Raw genomic sequence first — 19,031 nt, 5'->3', positions numbered from 1 at the left:
CTTCCTCGGCATCCGGGTCGGGTGGTTGCGGAGCGCTCAGTGAGCCTCGCGCGAACTCGCATCGCGTTCCCAGCCCACATTGCTTCCGGCGCGCGCGAGCATCCTCGCGTAGGCGATGGTCACGACATACACGCCGACATCGACGATGCGCATCGGATTCCTACGCAATAGCGCGCGGATGTCACTGAGCTGGCTGGCCCGCCCGCCAGTCGGGGAGACCGCGGGGGCAACCTCGCCCTGCGTGCGGTGATGCCGTCGAAGGATGCGCAGAAGATCGGCGGTGCGTCGCGGCGTGGTGATGACCACGGGGTCGGTCGCGACGATGACGATCTCGTCAGCGGAGAACAGGCTGTGCACGAAGAGATCGTCGGAGAGGATGTCGGGGAACTCGGTGAATCGGGCGCGTCCGCCTTCTGAGAGGGCATAGCAGCCCGCACCCCACAAGGTGCCCGAGATCGACGGCAGGCTCTGTCGCAGGGCGTACCAGCGTCGCACGACCCAAGCCGCGTGGTGCACATCGAAACTGCGCGGCGGGCGCGCGGCCAGGGCGCCCGTCGTGAGCGCCGCGGCGACATCCGTCGCGGCCCGGCTGGTCAGGACGATGTCCGCATCGAGGTAGATACGTGCTCCGGGGCCGGCCAGGCGGTCGCCCTCTCGCAACGCGGCGACCTTCGAGGCGATGTCGAGTTCGACCACGGTGACCCCGGCGAACCCGCGCGCGATCTCCGCGGTGCGATCGGTGCAACCGTTGCACACGACCAGCACCTCGAACCCGCCCGAGCGGATGCTGGGCGTCAGGGCTTCGAGGGTGCGGGCAATGACCTGCTCCTCATTGTGCGCGGCGATCACTATGGACGCACGGATATCATTCATCGCTGAGCCCAGCGAGGATGCTGCCACAGCGGACAACGGATCATGTTTGCCCCTTGAGTACACAGACGGCGGCACCCCGGGAGTCCGGGATGCCGCCAGTGTACTTACGGGGCTGAACCCGTCAAGGGGCCGTGACTGCTGTTCCGTTCGCCATGGCGTTGCCGGACCACACGTTGCCGGCACCACCCGCGTCGAACGCGGTCACCGGGCCGTAGTAGCCGCACTTGGGGTTCTTTTCACTACCGAACGTGTTGTCGAGGAACTGAACGTTCGAGGAGGGGCGTGCCGCGTTGCCCTTGTCCTCGCCGCCGCCGTAGACGCAGTAGCCGCCGCCGTTGAACAGGTTGCCCTGCACGAGCGTGTTCGTGAACGCGTCCCACTGGTTCAGGAAGGAGAGTGCAGCGGTGAAGTTGCCCTCGTTTCCGGCGTCGAGACGGTTGTTCACGATCGTGAAGTTCGGGCCACCGAGGCTCAGGATGGCCTGGTTGTGCGAATCACCCGAGACGGGGATGTCGTGAATCCAGGAGTTCTTGATCGTGACATTCGAGTCGAACATCGCGCCGTCGCCCCACCCGTGGATGTTGACGCCATCCGCGGTGAAGTTGTCATAGCCGATGCCGGGGTACTTCGTGGTGTAGCCGGCGCCGGGGCCGGCGATCTCAACCCGCTGCACCAGCAGGTTCGCATAGGGAGCGCGGATGTCGATGCGGCCGTTGACCTTGGAGTTGCGGATGGTCACGTTGTTGGCCTCGATCGTGACGTCGCCGTTGAACTCGACACCGTCGTAGACGGCACCGTCAGTCGTGACCGTGATTCCGTCACTGGGCTTGAGGTTGGTGCCGGCCGGATAACCGGTCGTCGCCGCGGTCGGCCACGTCCCGGACTGCGCCGGGGCGGCGACGGCCGGGGCGGCCACTGCCGGGGTGGTCACGGCCGGGGTGGTCACCGGCTGCGTGGTCACCTGCGGCGTGTCGACGGGTGACGTGGTGACCGGTGGGGTGGTCGCGGGCGGTGTCGTCGGCGTGGGCCGGTAGGGCTGGGAGCTTCCCGCTGTGCGCTTCTCGGAGTCGTGGCTTCGCCTGTCATTCGTTTTGTCCTGCCACCAGCGCGAGTCGCTGGAGCTCTTCTTTTGAACCGACGCGGATGACGTGGTCGAGTCGCCATTGTCATTGTGTGCGGAAGCGGCTATGCTGCCTCCTGTAACGACAGCGATGACCACCGCAGAGGTGATCGCGGTGGCGATCAGCGGACGTTGCCGAGTCTTCGTTGTCGTGTACTTCGATGCTTTGCCGATATGTGTCATCGGGTGGATCCTCCTACGCGACCGAATTGGCCGCATGTTTCTGATAGCGGATTCAGGCGTGGTCCTGACCCCCTTTGGGGGTGGTGCCTGGTGTAACCTCGGCAATGCTAAACCACGAACTCCGTGACCCCAAATCAAAAATGAGTTTGCATCAGATATTTTGCGTGCCCTGGGGCCCTCTCGCGGGCGTCCGGTCCGGCAGGGAAATGCCAGGAGTGAGTAGCCGGCGGTACGCTCCGCATAGCCCGATCACCAGGAACAGAGTGCCCGCTGCCTGCGGAAACGAGAGGGCGTCAAAGAGCGCTAACAGCGCAGCCCCGGCGGCCAGGGAGGCGATCAGGGCTACACCCACATCGCGCGTGAAAGTGTCCTGGGAGCGTGTGCGCGCACGCAGCACCCCGACGATCGCGGCGACCAGGAGTCCGATCACGGCGACCAACCCGACGATTCCGATCTCCATCAACAGCACCAGGTACTCATTGTCGAAGATCCGGTAGGCGGGCAGGAACGTGCCGAATCCTCGCCCGGTGAGGGGAAAGTGCGGGAAGAGCGTCTCGATCACCGAGTAACTGGAGGTTCGGGACTGCACGCTGGGGTCGTCGGCGCCGGCCACGAACAGGTACCGCAGGTTGGTCAGAGCCCGGGGCGCGACAACGTAGACGAAACCGCCCAGCACGACACCGCCCACGATGATCCACCGTCGTGCTACGCGCCCGAGCCCGAAGACCAACGGAATCACGGAGGCCGCCAGGCCGACGTAGGCCGATCGAGAGCTCGAAAGCATGAGAGCGAGCACGATGAGCCCCGCCGTCACCCACAGGGCAACGCGGCCACGTCGTGCATGCAAGGCACAGACCACGGTGACGGGAAGAGCCATCGAGAGGATGACGGCGTACTCCAGCGGGTGCACTGACGTGCCGGCCGGGCGCGTCAGGCCGCCACGCAGCACCAGGCTGGAATAATCCGCCGACGCCACGAAACCGGGAAGGGGAATCTGGTCCACCAACGATTGCTCGGTGATGAACTGCACCAGTCCGAGGGCCGCAATGAGCCCCCCGGCGATCGCGAACCGATGAATGAAGACCATGAACCGCTCCATGCTCGGCGGCCCGTCCAAGGCGAGCAACGCGACCCCGATGAGCGCGGCCGCCCGGAGCATCCCGGTGTCGGCCGGGCTGATTTCGGAGGAGGGAATTGCCCGGGTCATCGCCGCGAGATAGCTCAGCAGCAGCGCGCCCCCGAGGACGAAAACGCCGATCCGCGCCGGATTGTTCCGGGCCTCATCGAGAGGGATGCGCAGCTGAACCCGGTACCAGGCCCACCAGATGAGGGTACCGAGGCCCACAAGAATGCCGATGGAGCCCATGCTGCCGAGGGTGCTGATGCGCAACGTCGACGGAATGCCGTAGAGGACGATGAGATAGAGCGTGAGCATCGTGACCGCATCGGGTGCAGCCTGCAATGTGGCACGGCGCCGCAACTCGGTTCTGGCGCGGAGGGAGCTCACCGATCACGCCGTCGCCGGGTCATCGGTTGCCGCCGTCGACCGGTACACCGGTTCGCGCAGGCGATCGTCCGCCTGGATGGCGTCGAGTTCCTCCAGCTCGGCCTCGGTGCGATCGCGCCTCCGGCGTGCGAGCCCATCGACGAGGCCGATGAGTAGAACGGTCAGCGCGAGACCCGCAGTCGCAACGATGGCCGTGAGCTGAATGCGCGTCTTCGGGTTGAGTGTCGCCACCGTGTCGACGGTGATATCAGACTTCGTGATGAGGGCATCAGACGGTACGTCGAGGTCCCGTTGCATCGCGACCAGTTCGAGGGGAACCTGAGCGTGAAGTTCGCGTGCGAGTTCGAGAGCCTCATCAGCCGTTGGTGCGTCCACTTCGATGAGGATCACGGGCGCCGGTGAGCCACGGTCTGTCCCGACGGTGAACTCGGCGCCGCTGTAGCGCTCCTCCGCTGAGGTGTGAGCGTCCTCGGCGTCAAGCCGTTTGGCCAGCACATCCGACGCCTGCCCGAGTCCTCCGAGAAAGAGGTACGGATTGCCGGTTTCACCGACGACCGTCGCGGGCGGCAGGATCAGGACGCTCGCCCTCGCGGTCCAGGACGCGGGCACCAGGATAAAGACGGCCGCCGCGAGGCCAGCCGTTAAAACGATTCCTACCAGCACTAACGGCCAACGCCGCACAAGGCTGAGACCGAGATCGCGGAAGTACATCTACTACCCACTTCCACTCATAGGGGGCTTGAGGTCCCCACAATAGACTGAAAGTGCCGATTCCTGAAGGTTCGAACTAAGGTGCTGGTCATGACAATGGTTCAGCTCCTTCGCGTGATCGCCCGGCAGTGGCTCGTCGTGCTAGCCGTTCTCGTGGTTTCGGCGCTCTGCGCCGTCCTGGTGGCCCGCATGCCTGGGGTGTATTCGACACAGGCCTCGGTGCGGCTGCTCCCGCCGCCGGCGCTGACCGAGGGCGCCAACGCCATCGGGGAGCGCGCGGAGGAGTTGATCGATTTCGCCGCCCTCGTGGAGAAGCAGTACAACGGCAACGCTGCCCAGCTCCGATTCGCGTCGCCCAATGCCACCCTGGCCGGTGCCGGCATCCGATCGGGCGTCAGTGTACGGCTGGTCAACGACGGGAATCAGTGGAACCTCAACTTCCGGGAACCGGTGCTCCTCGTCGATGTCGTTGAGCCGGATGCCGAGCGCGCCCGAGTCGTGTTGGACGCCACCGTGACCGAGCTGCTCAACATCGTCACTGAGCGTCAGAACCGGAGCGGCGTCGAGGGTGGCTATCGGGTCGGGGTCCTCGTGTCACCGAGTTCGGCCGATGTCGTGAACGTTACGGGCAATCCCGTGCGAGCGGTCGCGGTGACCGTGCTGCTGGGCCTGTCCGGGGCGGTGTTGATGGCGCTGGTCGTCGACCGCGTGTTCGTCAATCGCCGCCCGCGGCGGCCGCATGCTCTGAGGCGTCCGTCGCGCCGGGAGCCTCGAACGGGGGGGATCGCGGTACCTGACATCGGTGCATAATCGCTGCACAGCACCAAGAACCGAGCGTCATTCATCCCACCTGGGGGATCACGGAGCCGATTGTATGAGCAAGAACGACGTCCCGATTCGCCAGGTCCGGAACTACCGATGAAGGCGACGCCGGGGTTCAGGGAAATTGCGCAGCGTGCACGGCAGGACGGCCTGACCGACGCGACGAGGCGCCTGGTCCGGCGTCTCTCGACCCGCATTGATGTCGGAGCCCTCGACTTTCCGCTGCTCGACTCGGACATCGCGGATTCGACCCGTTTGGTGCGCTCGCCCAGCGAGCCCGTCCCGCAGGGCAGCGCGCTCACGATCGCGTGGGTGTGCACGCCGCCCAGCCCGGGTTCGGGCGGGCACACCACACTCTTTCGCATGGTCGAGGCGGCGGAGCGTGCTGGGCATCGCTGTGTCGTCTTCTTGTACGACAGGCACGGCGGCGACCATGAGCGGCACCGGCGGGTGCTGCGTCGGTTCTGGCCCGGGGTTTCGGCCGAGGTGCGGGACGCGACGCTCGGGATCGGCGGGGCGGATGCCTATGTCGCCACCTCCTGGGAGAGCGCCCACGTGATCGCCTCCCGGGTACGAACCGCCACGGCGATGCTGTACTTCATCCAGGACTTCGAGCCCTACTTCCACGCCAAAGGCACTCTCTACGCACTCGCCGAGGACAGCTACCGATTCGGCTTCGTCAACATCGCTCTCGGCGAGCTCGTGGCCTGCGAGCTTGCGGATCGTGGCATCGACCATGCGGTTGTCCCGTTCGGTTGCGACACCGACGTCTATCGCCTCGACAACCCTGATCGGGAGCGCTCCGGCGTCGTCTATTACACGAAGCCCGGCTCGGACCGGCGCGGTTACCTGCTGGGACGACTCGCCCTGGAGGAGTTCCACCGCCGACACCCCGAGGAGCCCATCCATATCTACGGGGACGCCGTCGACGACTGGCGCATCCCTGTCGTGCAACACGGGCGTCTCTCGCCGAGCGCCCTCAATGAGCTATACAACTCAAGCAAAGCCGGTCTTGCCATCTCGTTCACGAACATCACGCTCGTGGCGGAAGAGATGCTTGCCGCCGGCGCGATTCCCGTCGTCACCGAAGCCCCGTACGCGCGCAATGTGCTTCCGAACCCCGATGTCCAATGGGCCGCCACCACCCCGGGGGCGCTGGCCGACGGGCTCGGCAGAGCCGTTGGCCGGGGCTTGTCAGCGGCGGAGCGAACGACGATGGCGCACAGGGTCACCCGCGGCTGGGGTGCAACGTCCCGCGAGACAGTAAGACTGATCGAGCAGGCGGCCTGGGCGCCGCGAAACGAGGATTCGAGGACCCGTACGTGAGCACAGACAGCCGGCTGGGCGTCGTCATCGTGACGTGGAACGCCGAGGAAGACATCCCCGGGAGGAGTCGCTGCTGAAAAGCTGTGTCGACGGAGCGAATCTCAGGGTCGTTGTCGTCGACAACGATTCGCACGACGGCACCGTCGGCACGGTGCGCGCGCTCGCTCCCGGGTTCGACGTCGTGCGACTCGGGTGCAACGGGGGATAAGCCGCCGGTGCGAACGCCGGGATCGCACACCTCGGGGACTGCGATGCGTACTTTGTGCCCCGATACCGCGCGTCCACGAATGCCGACGCCGCGATGTTCGTGTCTCGGGAGTGCGCGCCTGCTGTGGGGCAGTGGGACGAGTCCTTCTACCTTGCTCTGAAGAAATCGACTTCGCGCTCCGAGCACGCGACCTCGGTTTCGTGCTGCGGTATACCCCGGTGGCGGTGGCCCTGCATGCCGAGGGCGAGTTCAAACAGTCGCCGTCGTTGTTCTCCAGACTCACCGCCAACCGGGTCAAGTTGTACGGCTCCCGGCACGGCACCGTCGCCAGCGCTCTCTTCTCCGCCGGAATCGGTCTCGGCCTGATGCTCCGCCTGGGACGGCGGACGCATCGCGCGGGGCTTCTCGCCCTCCTGGGCCGGCCGGGCATCGCCCAAGCGCCGACGATGCCATTGCCCATGGCCGACCACGCGTCGTAGCGGCAGGGCTACCGGACGACGGATGGCGACCACGCGTGGGCAAGGAAAAGCTCGGGGACGGCCGTCCCGTCGGCGGACACCGACCAGACATCGCTGTCGCCGACAGTGTCCTCCCGGGCGAGCCCGTAGAGAAGAGTGTCGTCGTCCAGCCAGAGCACCTGGTCGTCGACGTTGCGTTTCTCGTGCAGCAACGTCTCGGTACCTGTGGCGAGGTCCAGCACGGCGATCGACCACTGCGGCGTGACGGAGGTGGATACCTCCTTCTTGTAGGCGATGCGCCCGCCGTCGGGTGACAGCGACGGACATTCGGCGGTGTCCCTGATGGCCGTGAGCGTTCGGGCGGCGAGATCACCGCGCACCAGCCAGGTCTGATTGTTCGAGGCGGCCGTTGCATAGAACGTATTGTCGTCGTCACTGAACGTGACCCCCCAGACATTCCGATCGGCAGCGGTGATGAGCACGTCGTCGACTAAGAGTGCGAAGTCCTCGAGGTTGCCGTAGTCCTGGCTGCCGTCGGTCCGTGAGATGGTCGTCATGGTGGCGAATCCGACGGTGCCGTACGCCTCACCCGTCACAAACGACGTGGCGGCGACCAGCCGCGAATCGGCCGAGATGCGGGTGCGGCTGGGCACCCCGGCCAGCGGCCAGGAGCGCGTTTCTCGTCCGGAGGCGTCGCTCAGGGTGCCGTTGAAGGTGGTGACCACCCCTCGGTCGATGTGCAGGCAGGACTGCACGGCGGCAGTGGCGTAGACGCGGTCGCAGGCCAGATCGGTGACGCTGCGCGCAGCCGACGGATCGGACAGCGGTACGGATGCGACGAGGCCGTACCCGGCGCCGAGGGCGGTATTGCGGAAGACGATCCGGGCTCCGGCCGGCCGAACATCCGACGCCACGGACTCCACCTCGCTGGGGGCCGAGGCGCGGGCGCGGTGCTCGGCCCATGCCACGATTCCGTACCCGGCGGCACCGGCCAATAAGAGGATGCCGATGATGGCTGCCAGCCAGAACCGGCGGCGGGCGGTCATCGCGCCGGCTGCCGTGAGACGACGCCACGCAGGAGTATCGCCACCACCGGGATCACAACGGCCAGGGCCGCGGCCGCGACCAGCATCGCGTTTTCACGCCCCAGTGCGAACCAGAGCAATCCGAAGCCGGTCGATGCGATCAGCCGGGTGAGCGCGACAACCGTCTGTGCGGCCGCGATGCCGCTGGCGCGGGCCTCCGGGGGCGCACACTGTGAGGCGAGTGCGGCCAGGATGCCGTCGGTCGCGGCGTAGAACGTGCCGAGCAAGACCAGGCAGAGAATAGTCACGAGCGGGCCGGCGACCGGGAGGGCAGCGCTGACGTACGCTGCCAGCAGGGCGATGTGGCCGATGATGAAGATGCGCCCACGCCCGAACCGATCGGAGAGTCGGCCCAGCGGGATCGCCAGAAGCAGGAATGCGACGTTGGTTCCCACGTACAGAAGGGGGAACCACGCCGCGGCGAATGCGCCCCTGCTCTGCAGGACCAGGTAGATGAAGCCGTCGCCGATCGTCAGGACGCCGAGGAGCCCGGCGCCCAACAGCAGGCGGCGGAGTCGCGGGTCGGTCAATTGGCGCCATCGGAAGCGCGCCGGCGGGCGTTGGTCGGCGGCCAGGGCTGCCCGCTCCGCCCGCGGCCTCGTATTGGGAACGACGATGCCGAGGATGGCGACACCCAGGATCGCGAAGGCCAACGAGACCACGAAGATGGTGCTGTACCCGTCGGGGATGAAGAACAGAATCACGAACGCCAATAACGGACCGACCGCGGCGCCGACAGTGTCGAGCATGCGGTGCACGCCGAACGAACGGCCGAGGTTTTCCGGTTCGGAGGACGCAGCGATCAGCGCGTCCCGCGGCGCGGTGCGCACGCCCTTGCCGAGCCGGTCGAGAGCGAGGACGGCGATCAGGGTGCCGAACCCCGCGGCGAACAGCAGGCCGACTCTGGCGATGGCGGACACTCCGTAGCCGAAGAAGGCGACCCATTTGGGTTGGTCTCCGTGGTCGGCGGCCCAGCCTCCGGCGATGCGCACGAAGGCGCTGATCCCCTGGTAGAGCCCGTCGATGAAGCCGTAGGCGACAGTCGACAGCCCGATCACGCCGGTGATGTAGAGCGGGAGAATGGCCGCGACGGACTCGGAGGAGATATCTGTGAGCATGCTCACAACGCCAAGGCTGACGACGACCGAGGAGACCTTGGCGGCCGTTTTCGGTGGGGTGGTGACCCCGCCTCTACGGTCCGAGAACGAAATGTACATTCTTCTCCCTGCATTTTCCGGATCACAGGCGGTGTGACGGCTCACCCCTCAGGACGCACCCGGGTTCTGCACTGAGTTGGCTCAATGATGGTTTCGTGACTGTAGCGCGGGCAATGGTGGGTGCCTGTCCCCAGAGCGGGGGGAGTGTCGGCCACAGTTCGGTGTCAGCTTTCTGCGGAGAAGGTGCCGAAAACCGTGTATTGGGAACCGTTCTCGATCGGTGTGACGGTGAGCGTGACGGTGTTCAAGCCTCGGGTGAAAGCGAGCGCCGTCGATCCGTCGACCGCCGGTACCGGGGCGTCGACCAATCCGACTTCAGCCAGGGTTGTGCGGTAGAAGTCCAACACCTCCAGGGGGGTGAGGGATGTCTCGGCCGACAAGGTGGCCTGCAGCCTGGATCCCTCCGCCGCAACCGAGCTGGAAGCAATCGTGGATTGCGGCGCAGCGGGAAGAACGCGATCCGGGAAACCGGCCACAACCGAACCGACCGCGCTTGACGTGTCAGGCAAGGGCAGTGTCACCAAGGCCGGCAGCGGTGTGGATCCAGGTGGGGTGTCGACCGGTGCGTCCGGTTCGGTCCCCCGCGCCTCGGTGGATTCGCCGGGTGCGGCGCTCGAGGAGGATCCTGGCAGGGCAGCCGGCGGACTCGTGGACGGTGACGGTGTTTCCCTGGAGGACGGTGGCGGCTCGTTTCCGCTGCTCACCGATGTTGCCGAGGGAGCGGTTGCGGTGCTGGCCTGCTGGAGAACGAGCACCCCGCCGGTTGTGACGAGGAGGACTGCGGCGACCGCGATGCCGGCGGCGAGTCTGCGGCGCATCTCAGGTCTCCGTGCCCACGAGTGTGCCGTCCAGCTCGCGATACGAGTCGCCGGTGGATGGGCACCTGTAGAGGTCGCCACCGGCGGCGACCAGGGGGATTCCCGCCGTTCCGACCCAACCGATCCGCCGGGCGGGAACCCCGGCAACGATGGCGTGATCCGGGACATCCCGAGTCACCACGGCGCCGGCGGCGACCAGGGCCCACCGACCGATCCTGACCGGGGCGACGCAGACGGCTCGCGCGCCGATCGAGGCTCCGGTGCCCACGCTCACCCCGACAGCGTCCCAGTCCGCCGCGCTCTTGCGGCTGCCGTCGACGTTGATCGCCCGGGGGAACACATCGTTGGTGAAGACGACGGCCGGCCCGACGAAGACGCCGTCGCCCAGCACAGCCGGTTCGTACAACAGGGCGTAGTTTTGCACCTTGCAGTTCGTACCGAGGATGACACCGGGGCCGACGTAGGCGCCGCGGCCCAGGCTCGACCCCGACCCCAGCTGCGCATCCTCCCGGACCTGGGCCAGGTGCCAGATCGTGACGTCGCTGCCGATCACCGCGCGGGGGTCCACATCCGCGGTGGGCGCGATCTGCGCGGCGTGGGCGATCTGGTGGGTCTTCTGCGTCATGAGGGCCGTCCCGAATAGTCATTCAGACAGGGTCAGTGCATCTAGTCGCCCTCAGTATGCCCGGATTGGCGGAACTCGGCGAGACCCCGCCCGAACGACTAGCTCAGCCGGGCCAGCCGGGTGACGTCATCCAGTGGCAGTACATCGGCCACGGCCGTGACGGTGAGCACGTTCAGCTGAACGGCGGCGCCCGCCGAAAAGAGGAAGGCGGTGTCTGCGGCGTCCCGACCCGTGGCGATACGCATGAGCGACTGACGCGGAGCGAGCCCGGTGGCGTCGACGACCTGCCAGGCGCCGTCGAGGTACGCCTCGGCCACCGCGTGGAAGTCCATCGGTGACAGGCCGGGGGCATAGACCGACACCAGGCGGGCCGGCACGTCGTGCGAGCGCAGGAACGCGATCACGAGGTGCGCGTAGTCGCGGCAGACGCCCTGCCGGGCCAGCAGGGTGCGCACCGCTCCATCCGTCGGCAGGCTGGCACCGGGAACGTAGTTCAGGTGCCGGCCCACCCAGGAGGTGATCGCGTCGAGCAGGACGGTGCCGGTGAGCCCACGGAACTCGGCCTGTGCGGTGGGCCAGAGGTGGTCGGATTCGCAATACCGGCTGGGCCGCAGGTACCGCACGATGTCGATGTCGGACACCTCCGCGGCCTCGGATTCGCCCGACACCTCGACCGTGTAGTCGATGTCGATGCGGCCGGCCTGAACCGAGACGAGCTGAAGCCGGGTTCCGTGAGCATCGAGGGTCTCCCGATACGCCAGCGTGGTGCCGTTCTGCACGATGGTGAGCAGCTCCGTGGCGCTCGCGTCCGCGGCGACGGCGACGGACAGGACCAGCTCGGCGGGCCCGAGGGCAACCAGTTCGAGATGCGCGGAAGCGGAGCGTTTCATGCCCACATCGTGGCATAAAAAAGAGGCCACCTGCGGTAGAAGCCCGCAGATGGCCAAGTGGCCCCGACCGGCGTCGATCCGGTGACCATTCGAGTAAGAGCACGGCTCTTTCAGGAGTTATTGCGGACTGCCGGCATCTTCGACCTGCGTTTCGCTGTGCCTGAGTTCCTTTAGGGATGACCGCCGCCCGCGTTCTACTCCGCACCGATTCCTTGTTCTACGGTTACGCCACGATGAGCGCAGCGATCAAAGCGGGCGCGGCCGTGTTGGTGACAGCGCGGATGAATCCGGCCGTGAAACGTGCGATCGCGGCCATCCCCAATGACACCTGGGAGGCCATTGAATGCACCGACACCATCTACGACGAGGCCGCGAAAACACTGGACCAGTGTCACCATTTCACGGTCGCCGCGGACAAAACCCACCGGGCTCACGCGCTTATCGAACTCGTCGATGCAGATCTGAATAACAGCGTTCTGGCCCACCTGCCCTCGGGCGTCTTCACCACCAACGCCGCCTGGCTGGTTTTGGCCGTGACGGCAAACTTCACCCGCGCCGCAGCGACCATCGTCGGCGCCGCCCTGGCCAAAGCGATCTCGGAATCTCCGGGCTTCTTCGGGGCGAGTAGCGTCACTGCGGCCCTCGGCGGGTTCCCTGGAACGGTTCTGCGACGGCCGCCACAGTGCGCAACAAAGTCAAGTTGAAAACGTCGGTTTTCTCTTGACGCACCGACGTCTCCCAGGCTATGCATCTCTGCCGGGACAGCCGCCGAACCGCGAATCCGCCTTCTGCCCGGACTGGCCGCATTCCAAAGTCACGGTGAAATGTGTCGAAAACGTTCGAATGCGTGGCGCCGTTCTGGCACCGCTGAATGTCACCCCCTGTCGCCAGCCAGCCGTCTGTCGCGCACAAGTGGATTGGGGTGTCGCATCCGTGCAACCGAAAGTTCACTTCGGTCGTGGCTCTTTATCCGGCCCGGGTAGGGCACAAACGTCACACGGATTCACAGCGTTCCGATGGCGTCATCCAGCCTTGTGCCAGTACGCCGGAGTTGCGCGATTTTTTCGTTCAGCTGAGACCGCTGCTGGCGAAGGTCTGACGCCAGCTCGGGCTGTTTCTTGACGCCACGTACTGCCGGGTTGGGCACCGGATCGTGTCCCGAGCCAACGTCGGCGACAGCGGGAACGAGGGCTGCTGGACGTCGTTCCTGCGGCCCGAACTCTTCATCAAGCAGGCATGTCGCTCACAGCCATCCAGCGCAACGGCAACCCCCAACGACGCGAATGTGGCGTGCACCCCTGCTCGATATGCCATGCACTGCACCACTGCTCGGACCGAGGATCCGAGCGGAACCAATGGACCCAAAAACAGCCTAACGAACGCAGAAGAACCAACCCAGCCACACAGGCACCCTCATAGGGTCACGGACCGCTCTTTCCTTTCGGCTCCATTTCGAGGCCAATGGATTGCGCGACTCCCAATCGACCGCACGCTTCGCGGCAAGGGCATGCGCCGCGCACCGCCGGAGGGTCACGGTGCAGTTGGCGAATGTGCCTTCTTGCGGGCGGCACGGAGAATTAGTGCAGTTGCGAGGGTGGCGCCACCGAAAAGTGCGGTGGCGGCGACGGCTATGGGGATGCTTGGCGTGATTACCGATTGACCAATGGTCGCTTGAACTTCAAGGACGACTAGAGCGCCAAAGTACAGCGCGGCTGTTGTCGCAACGAGACGCGTCTGTGTGGCTGGATCGCGAAGCAGAGGAATTTTCCGCGCGGCGATCGCGAGGAGCAAGGCGACGAGCGGGAGGACTTGAACTGCGTGCATTCCGACGAAGTGGGGGACTCGGAGATCTCCTCCGATGGTGCTCCACCCGAGCAAAAATAGCCCGGGACCGGCATCGCTTGTGCCCACCGCGTGGGCGCCTTCAACGCCCGAAGGGTTTCGGAGTTGTTCGGATGTGGGTTTGGCCATCTGGAATGCGAGCGCCATTCCCACGAGGGAAAGGGCAACGCCTGCTCTGATGGCGATTGACCGTGCGGGGCTTCCGAGGTCAGTGCGAAACAACAGCATTGCGACAGCCATCGAGGCGACCCAGGCGGCAACCACGGACCCCGCCATGACGCTCCAGAGGGCGATATTGAAGGGTGTCGACACGTTGAAGTGGCTAGTCGTGTTGGCCAGGACCGCTCCGATAATGATGACCATCTCTATCGCGAGAACTATTGCAGTAAGAGTGCCCGCCCACCACGCCACGCGGCGCCAGCGCCGGAGCTGTCCGATGAGCCATGCAAGCGTCACGGAGTAGACGCCGATCGAAAGCGCAAATTTCAACGGCTTCGCCCACGCGGCCGCCCCGACGAGTTCGCGCTGATCAACCAGTAGACCAACAGCACTAGCGACAGCAGCGCCCGCCATCAACAAAGCAAGGGCGAGGAGAGGCCGATGCCAGTCTCCGAGAAGAGGTCCCGATGGTGGGGCGGTGATGCGCATGATTTTCCTTTCCACGGCGGAGTCCCATAGTGTTATTGATAGCGACACTAACGGTAAGTGTCACTAACAGTAAGTGGGACTATCAGTGAAGATATCAGAACTCAGCACCCTGGCCGGTGTAAATGTAGCGACGATCAAGTTCTACATTCGCGAGCAGCTTCTGCCCGCGGGGGAGTTGGTCAAGCCGAATCAAGCCGAATACGACGACTCACATGTTCGACGACTGCGTTTGGTTCGTGCTCTACTCGAAGTTGGCGGTGTCCCGATCGCTACCGCTCGAGATGTTCTCTCCGTTGTGGACTCCACGGAGTCGATTTTCCGTGCCCTCGGGGTCGCGCAGAAGTCAGTCTCACCTGTAATCGATCAGACCGCGATCTCGCCCGCCTCATTGAAGAGCGTCGATGCGGTGCTAACGGGTTGGGCAATCGAGCCTCACAACCCTGGTCGCCTCGCAGCCGCACAGGTCTTTTCAGCATTTACCGAAGACGACGGATCGACCGGCGTGAGTGAGAGTTGGTATGCGGCCTACGCAAAGGCAGCGCGCGACGTTGCGGTAGCGGACATGGCCGAGGTTGATCGCCGCCCCGATCGTGCCAGCAAGGTCGAAATGGTCATCATGGGCACGGTGCTTGGTGATGTCCTGTTCGCCGCCTTTCGACGGGCGGCGGGGGAGTCGGTCGCGGCTGGGGCCCAGCAGGCTCAGTGCTGAGGAGGGATACCGCGGTCCATTCGCCCTGCAACAACAGTGTTGCGGTAGCCGCACTGGGCGATCACGCGATGCTCCTCTCGTTCGATCGTTATAGGTCAGATATGAATCGTCGATCGGCATCGCGAATTAGAGAATTCCGACAGCTCCCCATCTAGCGGGCCGGCGGGCGCCGCTATGAAGTGAGCAGCCACACCAGCGCCACTGCGTTGGCCAGGGCAGTGAAAGCCGGTCCAAAAGTTTTGACTCGGTCGGCACGCAGGCCCCCGATCACGGCATCGAACGATTGCACCGCAATCATGGCTATTGCAGCAGAGGCCGCAAATTCAGTAGAGGCACTGAGGATGGAAACTGCAGCCACGACCACGAGAGCGGCGCTACGGGCGAGCGCATACTGCGACGGAACACGGGATGCCTCCGTTGAGGACCGCACCCCCGCGAGGGCGTAGCCGAGGCTCACCAGGGAGCTGATGAGAGTGAGAAGAACGCATATCCAGAATGCCAGCGACATGAAGCCACGCTAGTCGCTTGGAGCCTATGGCTGTACACACGAGAGGCAGCGAACACGACCTGACGACGATGCCCTAAGGATTCTCTCGTGGGTATCGTCATCCAGATTTCTGGTGCGCTCCTTGTTCTTGCCGACTTATATTTCGACTCGGATCTGGAAATGCTAACCGAGGGCGCCAAGCGCGTAGAGCACAGTCCCTTGCATGCCTCGCGCTGACGAAAGCAACCGCCCTGCGAATAAGAAAGCCTACGCCCCGCCGCGGCGGCAACCTGGTGGCGGACTCGGCATGCTGGTCGCACAAGACGCCAGCTGTGCGGGCAGAAGGGCTCGTCGTCAAGGGATCGAAGCGGGCGGCCGAAGTGATGGGACAGCGACGTGAAGGCCTGATTTGAATGTGCGGGGTGTATCCAGGGCGATCGACTGAAAACCATCGCAGAAATGAAGAAATCCCCGCAAGTAGAAGCCTCACGAGGATTTCAGTGGCCCCGACCGGCGTCGATCCGGTGACCTTTCGATTTTCAGTCGAACGCTCTACCAACTGAGCTACAGGGCCAGAAGGCGGCTGCGAGAGACGCCTTCAGAAGGACGAAAAGCCCCTTCTTTCGAAAGGGCTTGTCGCCTTGGCGACCCTGACCGGACTTGAACCGGCGACCTCCGCCGTGACAGGGCGGCGCGCTAACCAACTGCGCTACAGGGCCAAACGATGATGCTTTTCTTGCGATCTTGCGATCTTGCTATCTTGCTGTCTTACTTTTCGTGCCGAGTACAACCTACAGTATGCGTAGCCCCAACGGGATTCGAACCCGTGTTAACGCCGTGAAAGGGCGCCGTCCTAGGCCGCTAAACGATGGGGCCTTGCTTTTCGGAAGCTGATGACTTCCGACGCATAATCATAAGTGCTGAAAGAGGGATAGTTCAAATCGGCCACAACGGCCGGCACCTGCGGCGCGGGGCCGCGGGCCCGTGCGCCGCGTGATTCCGGGCCGGAACCCGAATCGGGCCCGCTCCGTACCCCGGCGTGTCGCTTTTCACCGCGCCCACGAATGGGCGGGGAGCCGGGGCCTGGGAGGGTTAGGTTTTATGCAACCCTCGGCCAATCAGCGGGGTTTGTTATTGTGACCAGAGTTACCACAGTGACGAATGTGACGAGCACAGACCCGATCGGGGAGTTATGAAGCGCACGGCAACCGTGATCAGCCGCGGAGTTCGCGCCGGCCTGAACCGGCTGCGGCCTAACCGGCAGCAGCCCACCCGAAGCAAGCGAATCGGCACCCGCCAGGCGACGATGGGCGTGACCGGCTTCGCCGCGGCCCTGGGCCTCGCGGTGACCCTGGCCAGCCCGATCAGCCCGGCCATGGCCGTGGACTATCCCAGCTGGGATGACGTGCTCGCCGCAAAGTCCAACACCAATGCGGCCTCCGCGCAGGTCACCGAGATCCAGAATCTCATCGCGGGTCTCCAGACCGAGGTGGAACGCACCCAGGCAGAGGCCGAGGCTCGGGGAGTCGAGCTCGAGGTCGCCCAAGACAAGTTCGATGACGCCAGCCGTCGCGCCAGCGACCTGCAGGCCCAGGCGGACACCAGTAAGACCGAGGCCGACGCCGCCACCACGCAGGCTGGCCAGCTCGCCGCGCAGCTCTACCGCACCGGCGGCACCGACCTCAGCGTCAACCTCTTCATCGACGGCCAGCAAAGCGGCGAAGGTGCCGACGAACTGCTGTCGAAGCTCGGCAGCATGAGCAAACTCGTCGAACGCAGCAGCGACGTGTACGAGCAGGCCCAGAGCGCCAACAACACCGCCCAATCGCTCGGCGACCAGGCCACCGTCGCCCGCGCCGAGCGCGAGGCCCTGCGCGTCGAGGCCGAGGCCGCCATGGTCGCGGCCCAGGACGCGGCCGATGCGGCGGCGGGAGCCCTCGCCGACTCCGAGGCCCAGAGCGTGATTCTCGAGCAGCAACTCCAGTTCATGCAGGACGCCCAGGCCACCACGACCGCGGGCTACGAGGCCGGCGTCGCCGAACGGGCCAGGATCGCCGCGGAAGCCGAGAAGGCGCGCCTCGCCCAGGTCGCGGCGGAAGCCGCACGCGCCGCGGCCGCCAGGCCCAGCTCGTCGGGCGGGGCGACCGGATCGGCCGGAGCAGGCCTCAGCGGCGGCCAGGTCGGCAGCCAGGGCTGGGGTGTGCCGGCCGGCGGACGCATCACCGACGGCTACGGCCCCCGCTCCGTGCTCTGTGGCAGCGGCGGCTGCAGCAGCGGTTTCCACTACGGCACCGACATCAGCACCGGTTGCAGCGCGCCGATCTACGCCGCCGCAACGGGAACCGTCATCTACGCGGGCCGCCAGGGCACCTACGGCAACTTCGTGCAGATCAGCCACGGCAACGGTGTCGCAACGGGCTACGCCCACATCCGCGACGGCGGCATCTTCGTCTCGGTCGGCCAGCGCGTGGAAGTAGGCCAGAACATCGCCAGTTCCGGCACCACCGGAGCCTCCACCGGCTGCCACCTGCACTTCGAGGTGTTCACCGGCGGTAACCGCATCAACGCCGTTCCGTTCATGTCCGACAGGGGAGCCCCACTTGGCTGAGCACACGTCCACCCGCCGCTCACGGCGCACCTCGGCCGCGCTGTTGTCGGCCGCGATGATCGGCTCGGTGACCGCCGCGGCCGGCGTGGCCGTGCCGGCCTTCGCCGACCAGGACTATCCCAGCTGGGACGAGGTCGCCAAGGCCAAGCAAAGCGAGGCCACCAAGGCGAAGGAGATCGAGAACCTCACCGGCCTGCTCGAGGGCCTGCAGGAGTCGTCGGCGGCCGCGTCGCAGGGCTCCCAGATGGCTGCGGAGGCCTACAGGGTCACTCAGGACGACCTCGATGCGGCTACGGCCCGCGAGGAGAGCCTGGACAGGCAGTCCGCCGTGGCGCAGAAGGCCGCAGACACCTCGAAGATGCGAGCCGGCCTGATCGCCGCGCACCTGGCCAAGACCGGCGCCCAGGACCTCTCACTCAACCTGTTCCTCAACGGCAATACCGCCGACAACCTGCTCAGCCAGCTCGGCACGGCCAGCAAGCTCAGCGAGCAGTCCGAGACCATCTACCGGCAGGCCGTGCAGGATAAGAACACCGCGGAATCGCTTATCGCCCAGGCCGCAGCCGCCACGGCGGAACGCAAGCGCCTGAGCACCGAGTCCAAGGAGAAGTACGAGTCGGCCAACGACGCCGCCCTGGGCGCCCAGGCCGCACTCGACGTCGAGCTGAAGAAATCGTCGGAGCTCTACGAACAGCTGGCCCTGCTGAAGGACACCACCGCGGACGCGGAGCGTGAGTACCAGACCGGGCTGGATGCCGCTGCATCCGCCGCCGCGCTGGCCAAGGCCCAGGCCGCCGCCGCTGCCGCCGCCGTCCGGAACAACCCGCCCGCCGCGTCCGCACCCGCCGCTCCAGCCGCTGCTGTCCCGGCCGCTCCGGCTCCCGCCGCTCCCGG

The 19,031-nt window shown here is 65.7% G+C and carries 18 protein-coding genes, 3 tRNA genes and 1 pseudogene; 8 read left to right on the top strand and 14 right to left on the bottom strand.

From position 1 onward, the window contains the following. Nucleotides 1–36: 36 nt before the first annotated feature. The 4 genes from E3O42_RS00105 to E3O42_RS00090 all read right to left on the bottom strand — a co-directional run bounded on the left by E3O42_RS00105 (nt 37) and on the right by E3O42_RS00090 (nt 4,346). Nucleotides 37–873 (bottom strand): glycosyltransferase family 2 protein, encoded by an 837-nt coding sequence (locus E3O42_RS00105; RefSeq protein ID WP_134451922.1) that lies wholly within the window; start codon nt 871–873, stop codon nt 37–39. 121 nt (nt 874–994) lie between these two features. Further along, entirely contained in the window at nt 995–2,176 is a 1,182-nt protein-coding gene (locus E3O42_RS00100) for a hypothetical protein (RefSeq protein WP_134451921.1), read from the bottom strand. Between the two features lie 151 nt (nt 2,177–2,327). Continuing rightward, nucleotides 2,328–3,683 (bottom strand): O-antigen ligase family protein, encoded by a 1,356-nt coding sequence (locus tag E3O42_RS00095; RefSeq protein WP_134451920.1) that lies wholly within the window; start codon nt 3,681–3,683, stop codon nt 2,328–2,330. A 3-nt stretch (nt 3,684–3,686) separates the two neighbouring features. Continuing rightward, entirely contained in the window at nt 3,687–4,346 is a 660-nt protein-coding gene (locus E3O42_RS00090; RefSeq protein ID WP_166787839.1) for a hypothetical protein, read from the bottom strand. 138 nt (nt 4,347–4,484) lie between these two features. On the opposite strand from E3O42_RS00090, the gene E3O42_RS00085 reads away from it, so the two are divergent. From E3O42_RS00085 to E3O42_RS00075, 3 genes are all read left to right on the top strand, one after another. Further along, nucleotides 4,485–5,204 carry a hypothetical protein gene (locus tag E3O42_RS00085; protein WP_134451918.1) on the top strand — a complete coding sequence of 240 codons (720 nt, stop codon included), beginning with the start codon at nt 4,485–4,487 and terminating at the stop codon, nt 5,202–5,204. A gap of 108 nt (nt 5,205–5,312) precedes the next feature. Next, nucleotides 5,313–6,542: a glycosyltransferase family 1 protein gene (locus E3O42_RS00080; protein ID WP_134451917.1), complete on the top strand. Its 1,230-nt coding sequence runs from the start codon at nt 5,313–5,315 to the stop codon at nt 6,540–6,542. 432 nt (nt 6,543–6,974) lie between these two features. After that, nucleotides 6,975–7,229: a hypothetical protein gene (locus E3O42_RS00075; protein WP_134451916.1), complete on the top strand. Its 255-nt coding sequence runs from the start codon at nt 6,975–6,977 to the stop codon at nt 7,227–7,229. An 8-nt stretch (nt 7,230–7,237) separates the two neighbouring features. Here the strand turns inward: E3O42_RS00075 and E3O42_RS00070 are convergent, their stop codons facing one another. The 5 genes from E3O42_RS00070 to E3O42_RS00050 form a co-directional block, all read right to left on the bottom strand. Further along, entirely contained in the window at nt 7,238–8,254 is a 1,017-nt protein-coding gene (locus tag E3O42_RS00070; RefSeq protein ID WP_134451915.1) for a TolB-like translocation protein, read from the bottom strand. After that, nucleotides 8,251–9,510, bottom strand: a complete 1,260-nt coding sequence (locus E3O42_RS00065; RefSeq protein ID WP_134451914.1) for an MFS transporter — start codon at nt 9,508–9,510, stop codon at nt 8,251–8,253. The genes E3O42_RS00070 and E3O42_RS00065 overlap by 4 nt, the downstream gene beginning before the upstream one ends. Before the next feature lie 164 nt (nt 9,511–9,674). Next, nucleotides 9,675–10,328, bottom strand: coding sequence for a hypothetical protein (locus E3O42_RS00060; protein WP_134451913.1), 654 nt, complete (start codon nt 10,326–10,328; stop codon nt 9,675–9,677). Between the two features lies 1 nt (nt 10,329). Continuing rightward, nucleotides 10,330–10,953: an acyltransferase gene (locus E3O42_RS00055; protein ID WP_134451912.1), complete on the bottom strand. Its 624-nt coding sequence runs from the start codon at nt 10,951–10,953 to the stop codon at nt 10,330–10,332. A gap of 98 nt (nt 10,954–11,051) precedes the next feature. Further along, on the bottom strand, nt 11,052–11,843 hold the full coding sequence (locus E3O42_RS00050) for a transglutaminase-like domain-containing protein (protein WP_134451911.1): 792 nt from the start codon (nt 11,841–11,843) through the stop codon (nt 11,052–11,054). Nucleotides 11,844–12,022: 179 nt separating this feature from the next. Here E3O42_RS00050 and E3O42_RS00045 point away from each other — a divergent pair. Beyond that, nucleotides 12,023–12,436, top strand: a pseudogene (locus E3O42_RS00045) (IS1380 family transposase); the annotation flags it as partial. Between the two features lie 937 nt (nt 12,437–13,373). Here the strand turns inward: E3O42_RS00045 and E3O42_RS00040 are convergent. After that, entirely contained in the window at nt 13,374–14,333 is a 960-nt protein-coding gene (locus E3O42_RS00040) for a hypothetical protein (RefSeq protein ID WP_134451909.1), read from the bottom strand. Between the two features lie 85 nt (nt 14,334–14,418). Between E3O42_RS00040 and E3O42_RS00035 the strand changes: the two genes are divergently transcribed. Beyond that, entirely contained in the window at nt 14,419–15,042 is a 624-nt protein-coding gene (locus E3O42_RS00035) for a MerR family transcriptional regulator (protein WP_166787838.1), read from the top strand. A 172-nt stretch (nt 15,043–15,214) separates the two neighbouring features. Here E3O42_RS00035 and E3O42_RS00030 read toward each other — a convergent pair whose 3' ends face one another. Continuing rightward, complete coding sequence (locus tag E3O42_RS00030; protein WP_241984531.1) at nt 15,215–15,550, bottom strand: hypothetical protein; 336 nt, start codon at nt 15,548–15,550, stop codon at nt 15,215–15,217. 87 nt (nt 15,551–15,637) lie between these two features. Between E3O42_RS00030 and E3O42_RS18675 the strand changes: the two genes are divergently transcribed. Next, the gene (locus E3O42_RS18675; RefSeq protein ID WP_255454861.1) at nt 15,638–15,766 is read left to right on the top strand and encodes a hypothetical protein; all 129 of its coding nucleotides are present in this window, start codon (nt 15,638–15,640) and stop codon (nt 15,764–15,766) included. Between the two features lie 264 nt (nt 15,767–16,030). Here the strand turns inward: E3O42_RS18675 and E3O42_RS00025 are convergent. The 3 genes from E3O42_RS00025 to E3O42_RS00015 form a co-directional block, all read right to left on the bottom strand. After that, nucleotides 16,031–16,103 (bottom strand) — tRNA-Phe (locus tag E3O42_RS00025). A gap of 68 nt (nt 16,104–16,171) precedes the next feature. Further along, a tRNA-Asp gene (locus E3O42_RS00020) sits at nt 16,172–16,248 on the bottom strand. 84 nt (nt 16,249–16,332) lie between these two features. Then, nucleotides 16,333–16,405, bottom strand: a tRNA-Glu gene (locus E3O42_RS00015). Nucleotides 16,406–16,721: 316 nt separating this feature from the next. Between E3O42_RS00015 and E3O42_RS00010 the strand changes: the two genes are divergently transcribed. Both E3O42_RS00010 and E3O42_RS00005 read left to right on the top strand, forming a co-directional pair. Beyond that, nucleotides 16,722–18,137, top strand: coding sequence for a peptidoglycan DD-metalloendopeptidase family protein (locus tag E3O42_RS00010; RefSeq protein ID WP_134451907.1), 1,416 nt, complete (start codon nt 16,722–16,724; stop codon nt 18,135–18,137). Next, nucleotides 18,130–19,031: coiled-coil domain-containing protein (locus E3O42_RS00005; protein WP_134451906.1), on the top strand; the 902-nt coding region annotated here is incomplete at its 3' end. The genes E3O42_RS00010 and E3O42_RS00005, both read left to right, overlap by 8 nt.

It is taken from the genome of Cryobacterium adonitolivorans (assembly GCF_004402695.1).
GTDB lineage: Bacteria > Actinomycetota > Actinomycetes > Actinomycetales > Microbacteriaceae > Cryobacterium > Cryobacterium adonitolivorans.
This window is presented reverse-complemented; position numbering and strand designations above follow the sequence as displayed.

Bases quoted from the DNA above. Each gene is read 5' to 3' on its own strand.
- E3O42_RS00105 (WP_134451922.1), bottom strand. From the start codon at position 873: ATGAATGATATCCGTGCGTCCATAGTGATCGCCGCGCACAATGAGGAG.
- E3O42_RS00100 (WP_134451921.1), bottom strand. From the start codon at position 2,176: ATGACACATATCGGCAAAGCATCGAAGTACACGACAACGAAGACTCGG.
- E3O42_RS00085 (WP_134451918.1), top strand. From the start codon at position 4,485: ATGACAATGGTTCAGCTCCTTCGCGTGATCGCCCGGCAGTGGCTCGTC.
- E3O42_RS00080 (WP_134451917.1), top strand. From the start codon at position 5,313: ATGAAGGCGACGCCGGGGTTCAGGGAAATTGCGCAGCGTGCACGGCAG.
- E3O42_RS00070 (WP_134451915.1), bottom strand. From the start codon at position 8,254: ATGACCGCCCGCCGCCGGTTCTGGCTGGCAGCCATCATCGGCATCCTC.
- E3O42_RS00065 (WP_134451914.1), bottom strand. From the start codon at position 9,510: ATGTACATTTCGTTCTCGGACCGTAGAGGCGGGGTCACCACCCCACCG.
- E3O42_RS00060 (WP_134451913.1), bottom strand. From the start codon at position 10,328: ATGCGCCGCAGACTCGCCGCCGGCATCGCGGTCGCCGCAGTCCTCCTC.
- E3O42_RS00055 (WP_134451912.1), bottom strand. From the start codon at position 10,953: ATGACGCAGAAGACCCACCAGATCGCCCACGCCGCGCAGATCGCGCCC.
- E3O42_RS00050 (WP_134451911.1), bottom strand. From the start codon at position 11,843: ATGAAACGCTCCGCTTCCGCGCATCTCGAACTGGTTGCCCTCGGGCCC.
- E3O42_RS00040 (WP_134451909.1), bottom strand. From the start codon at position 14,333: ATGCGCATCACCGCCCCACCATCGGGACCTCTTCTCGGAGACTGGCAT.
- E3O42_RS00030 (WP_241984531.1), bottom strand. From the start codon at position 15,550: ATGTCGCTGGCATTCTGGATATGCGTTCTTCTCACTCTCATCAGCTCC.
- E3O42_RS00010 (WP_134451907.1), top strand. From the start codon at position 16,722: ATGAAGCGCACGGCAACCGTGATCAGCCGCGGAGTTCGCGCCGGCCTG.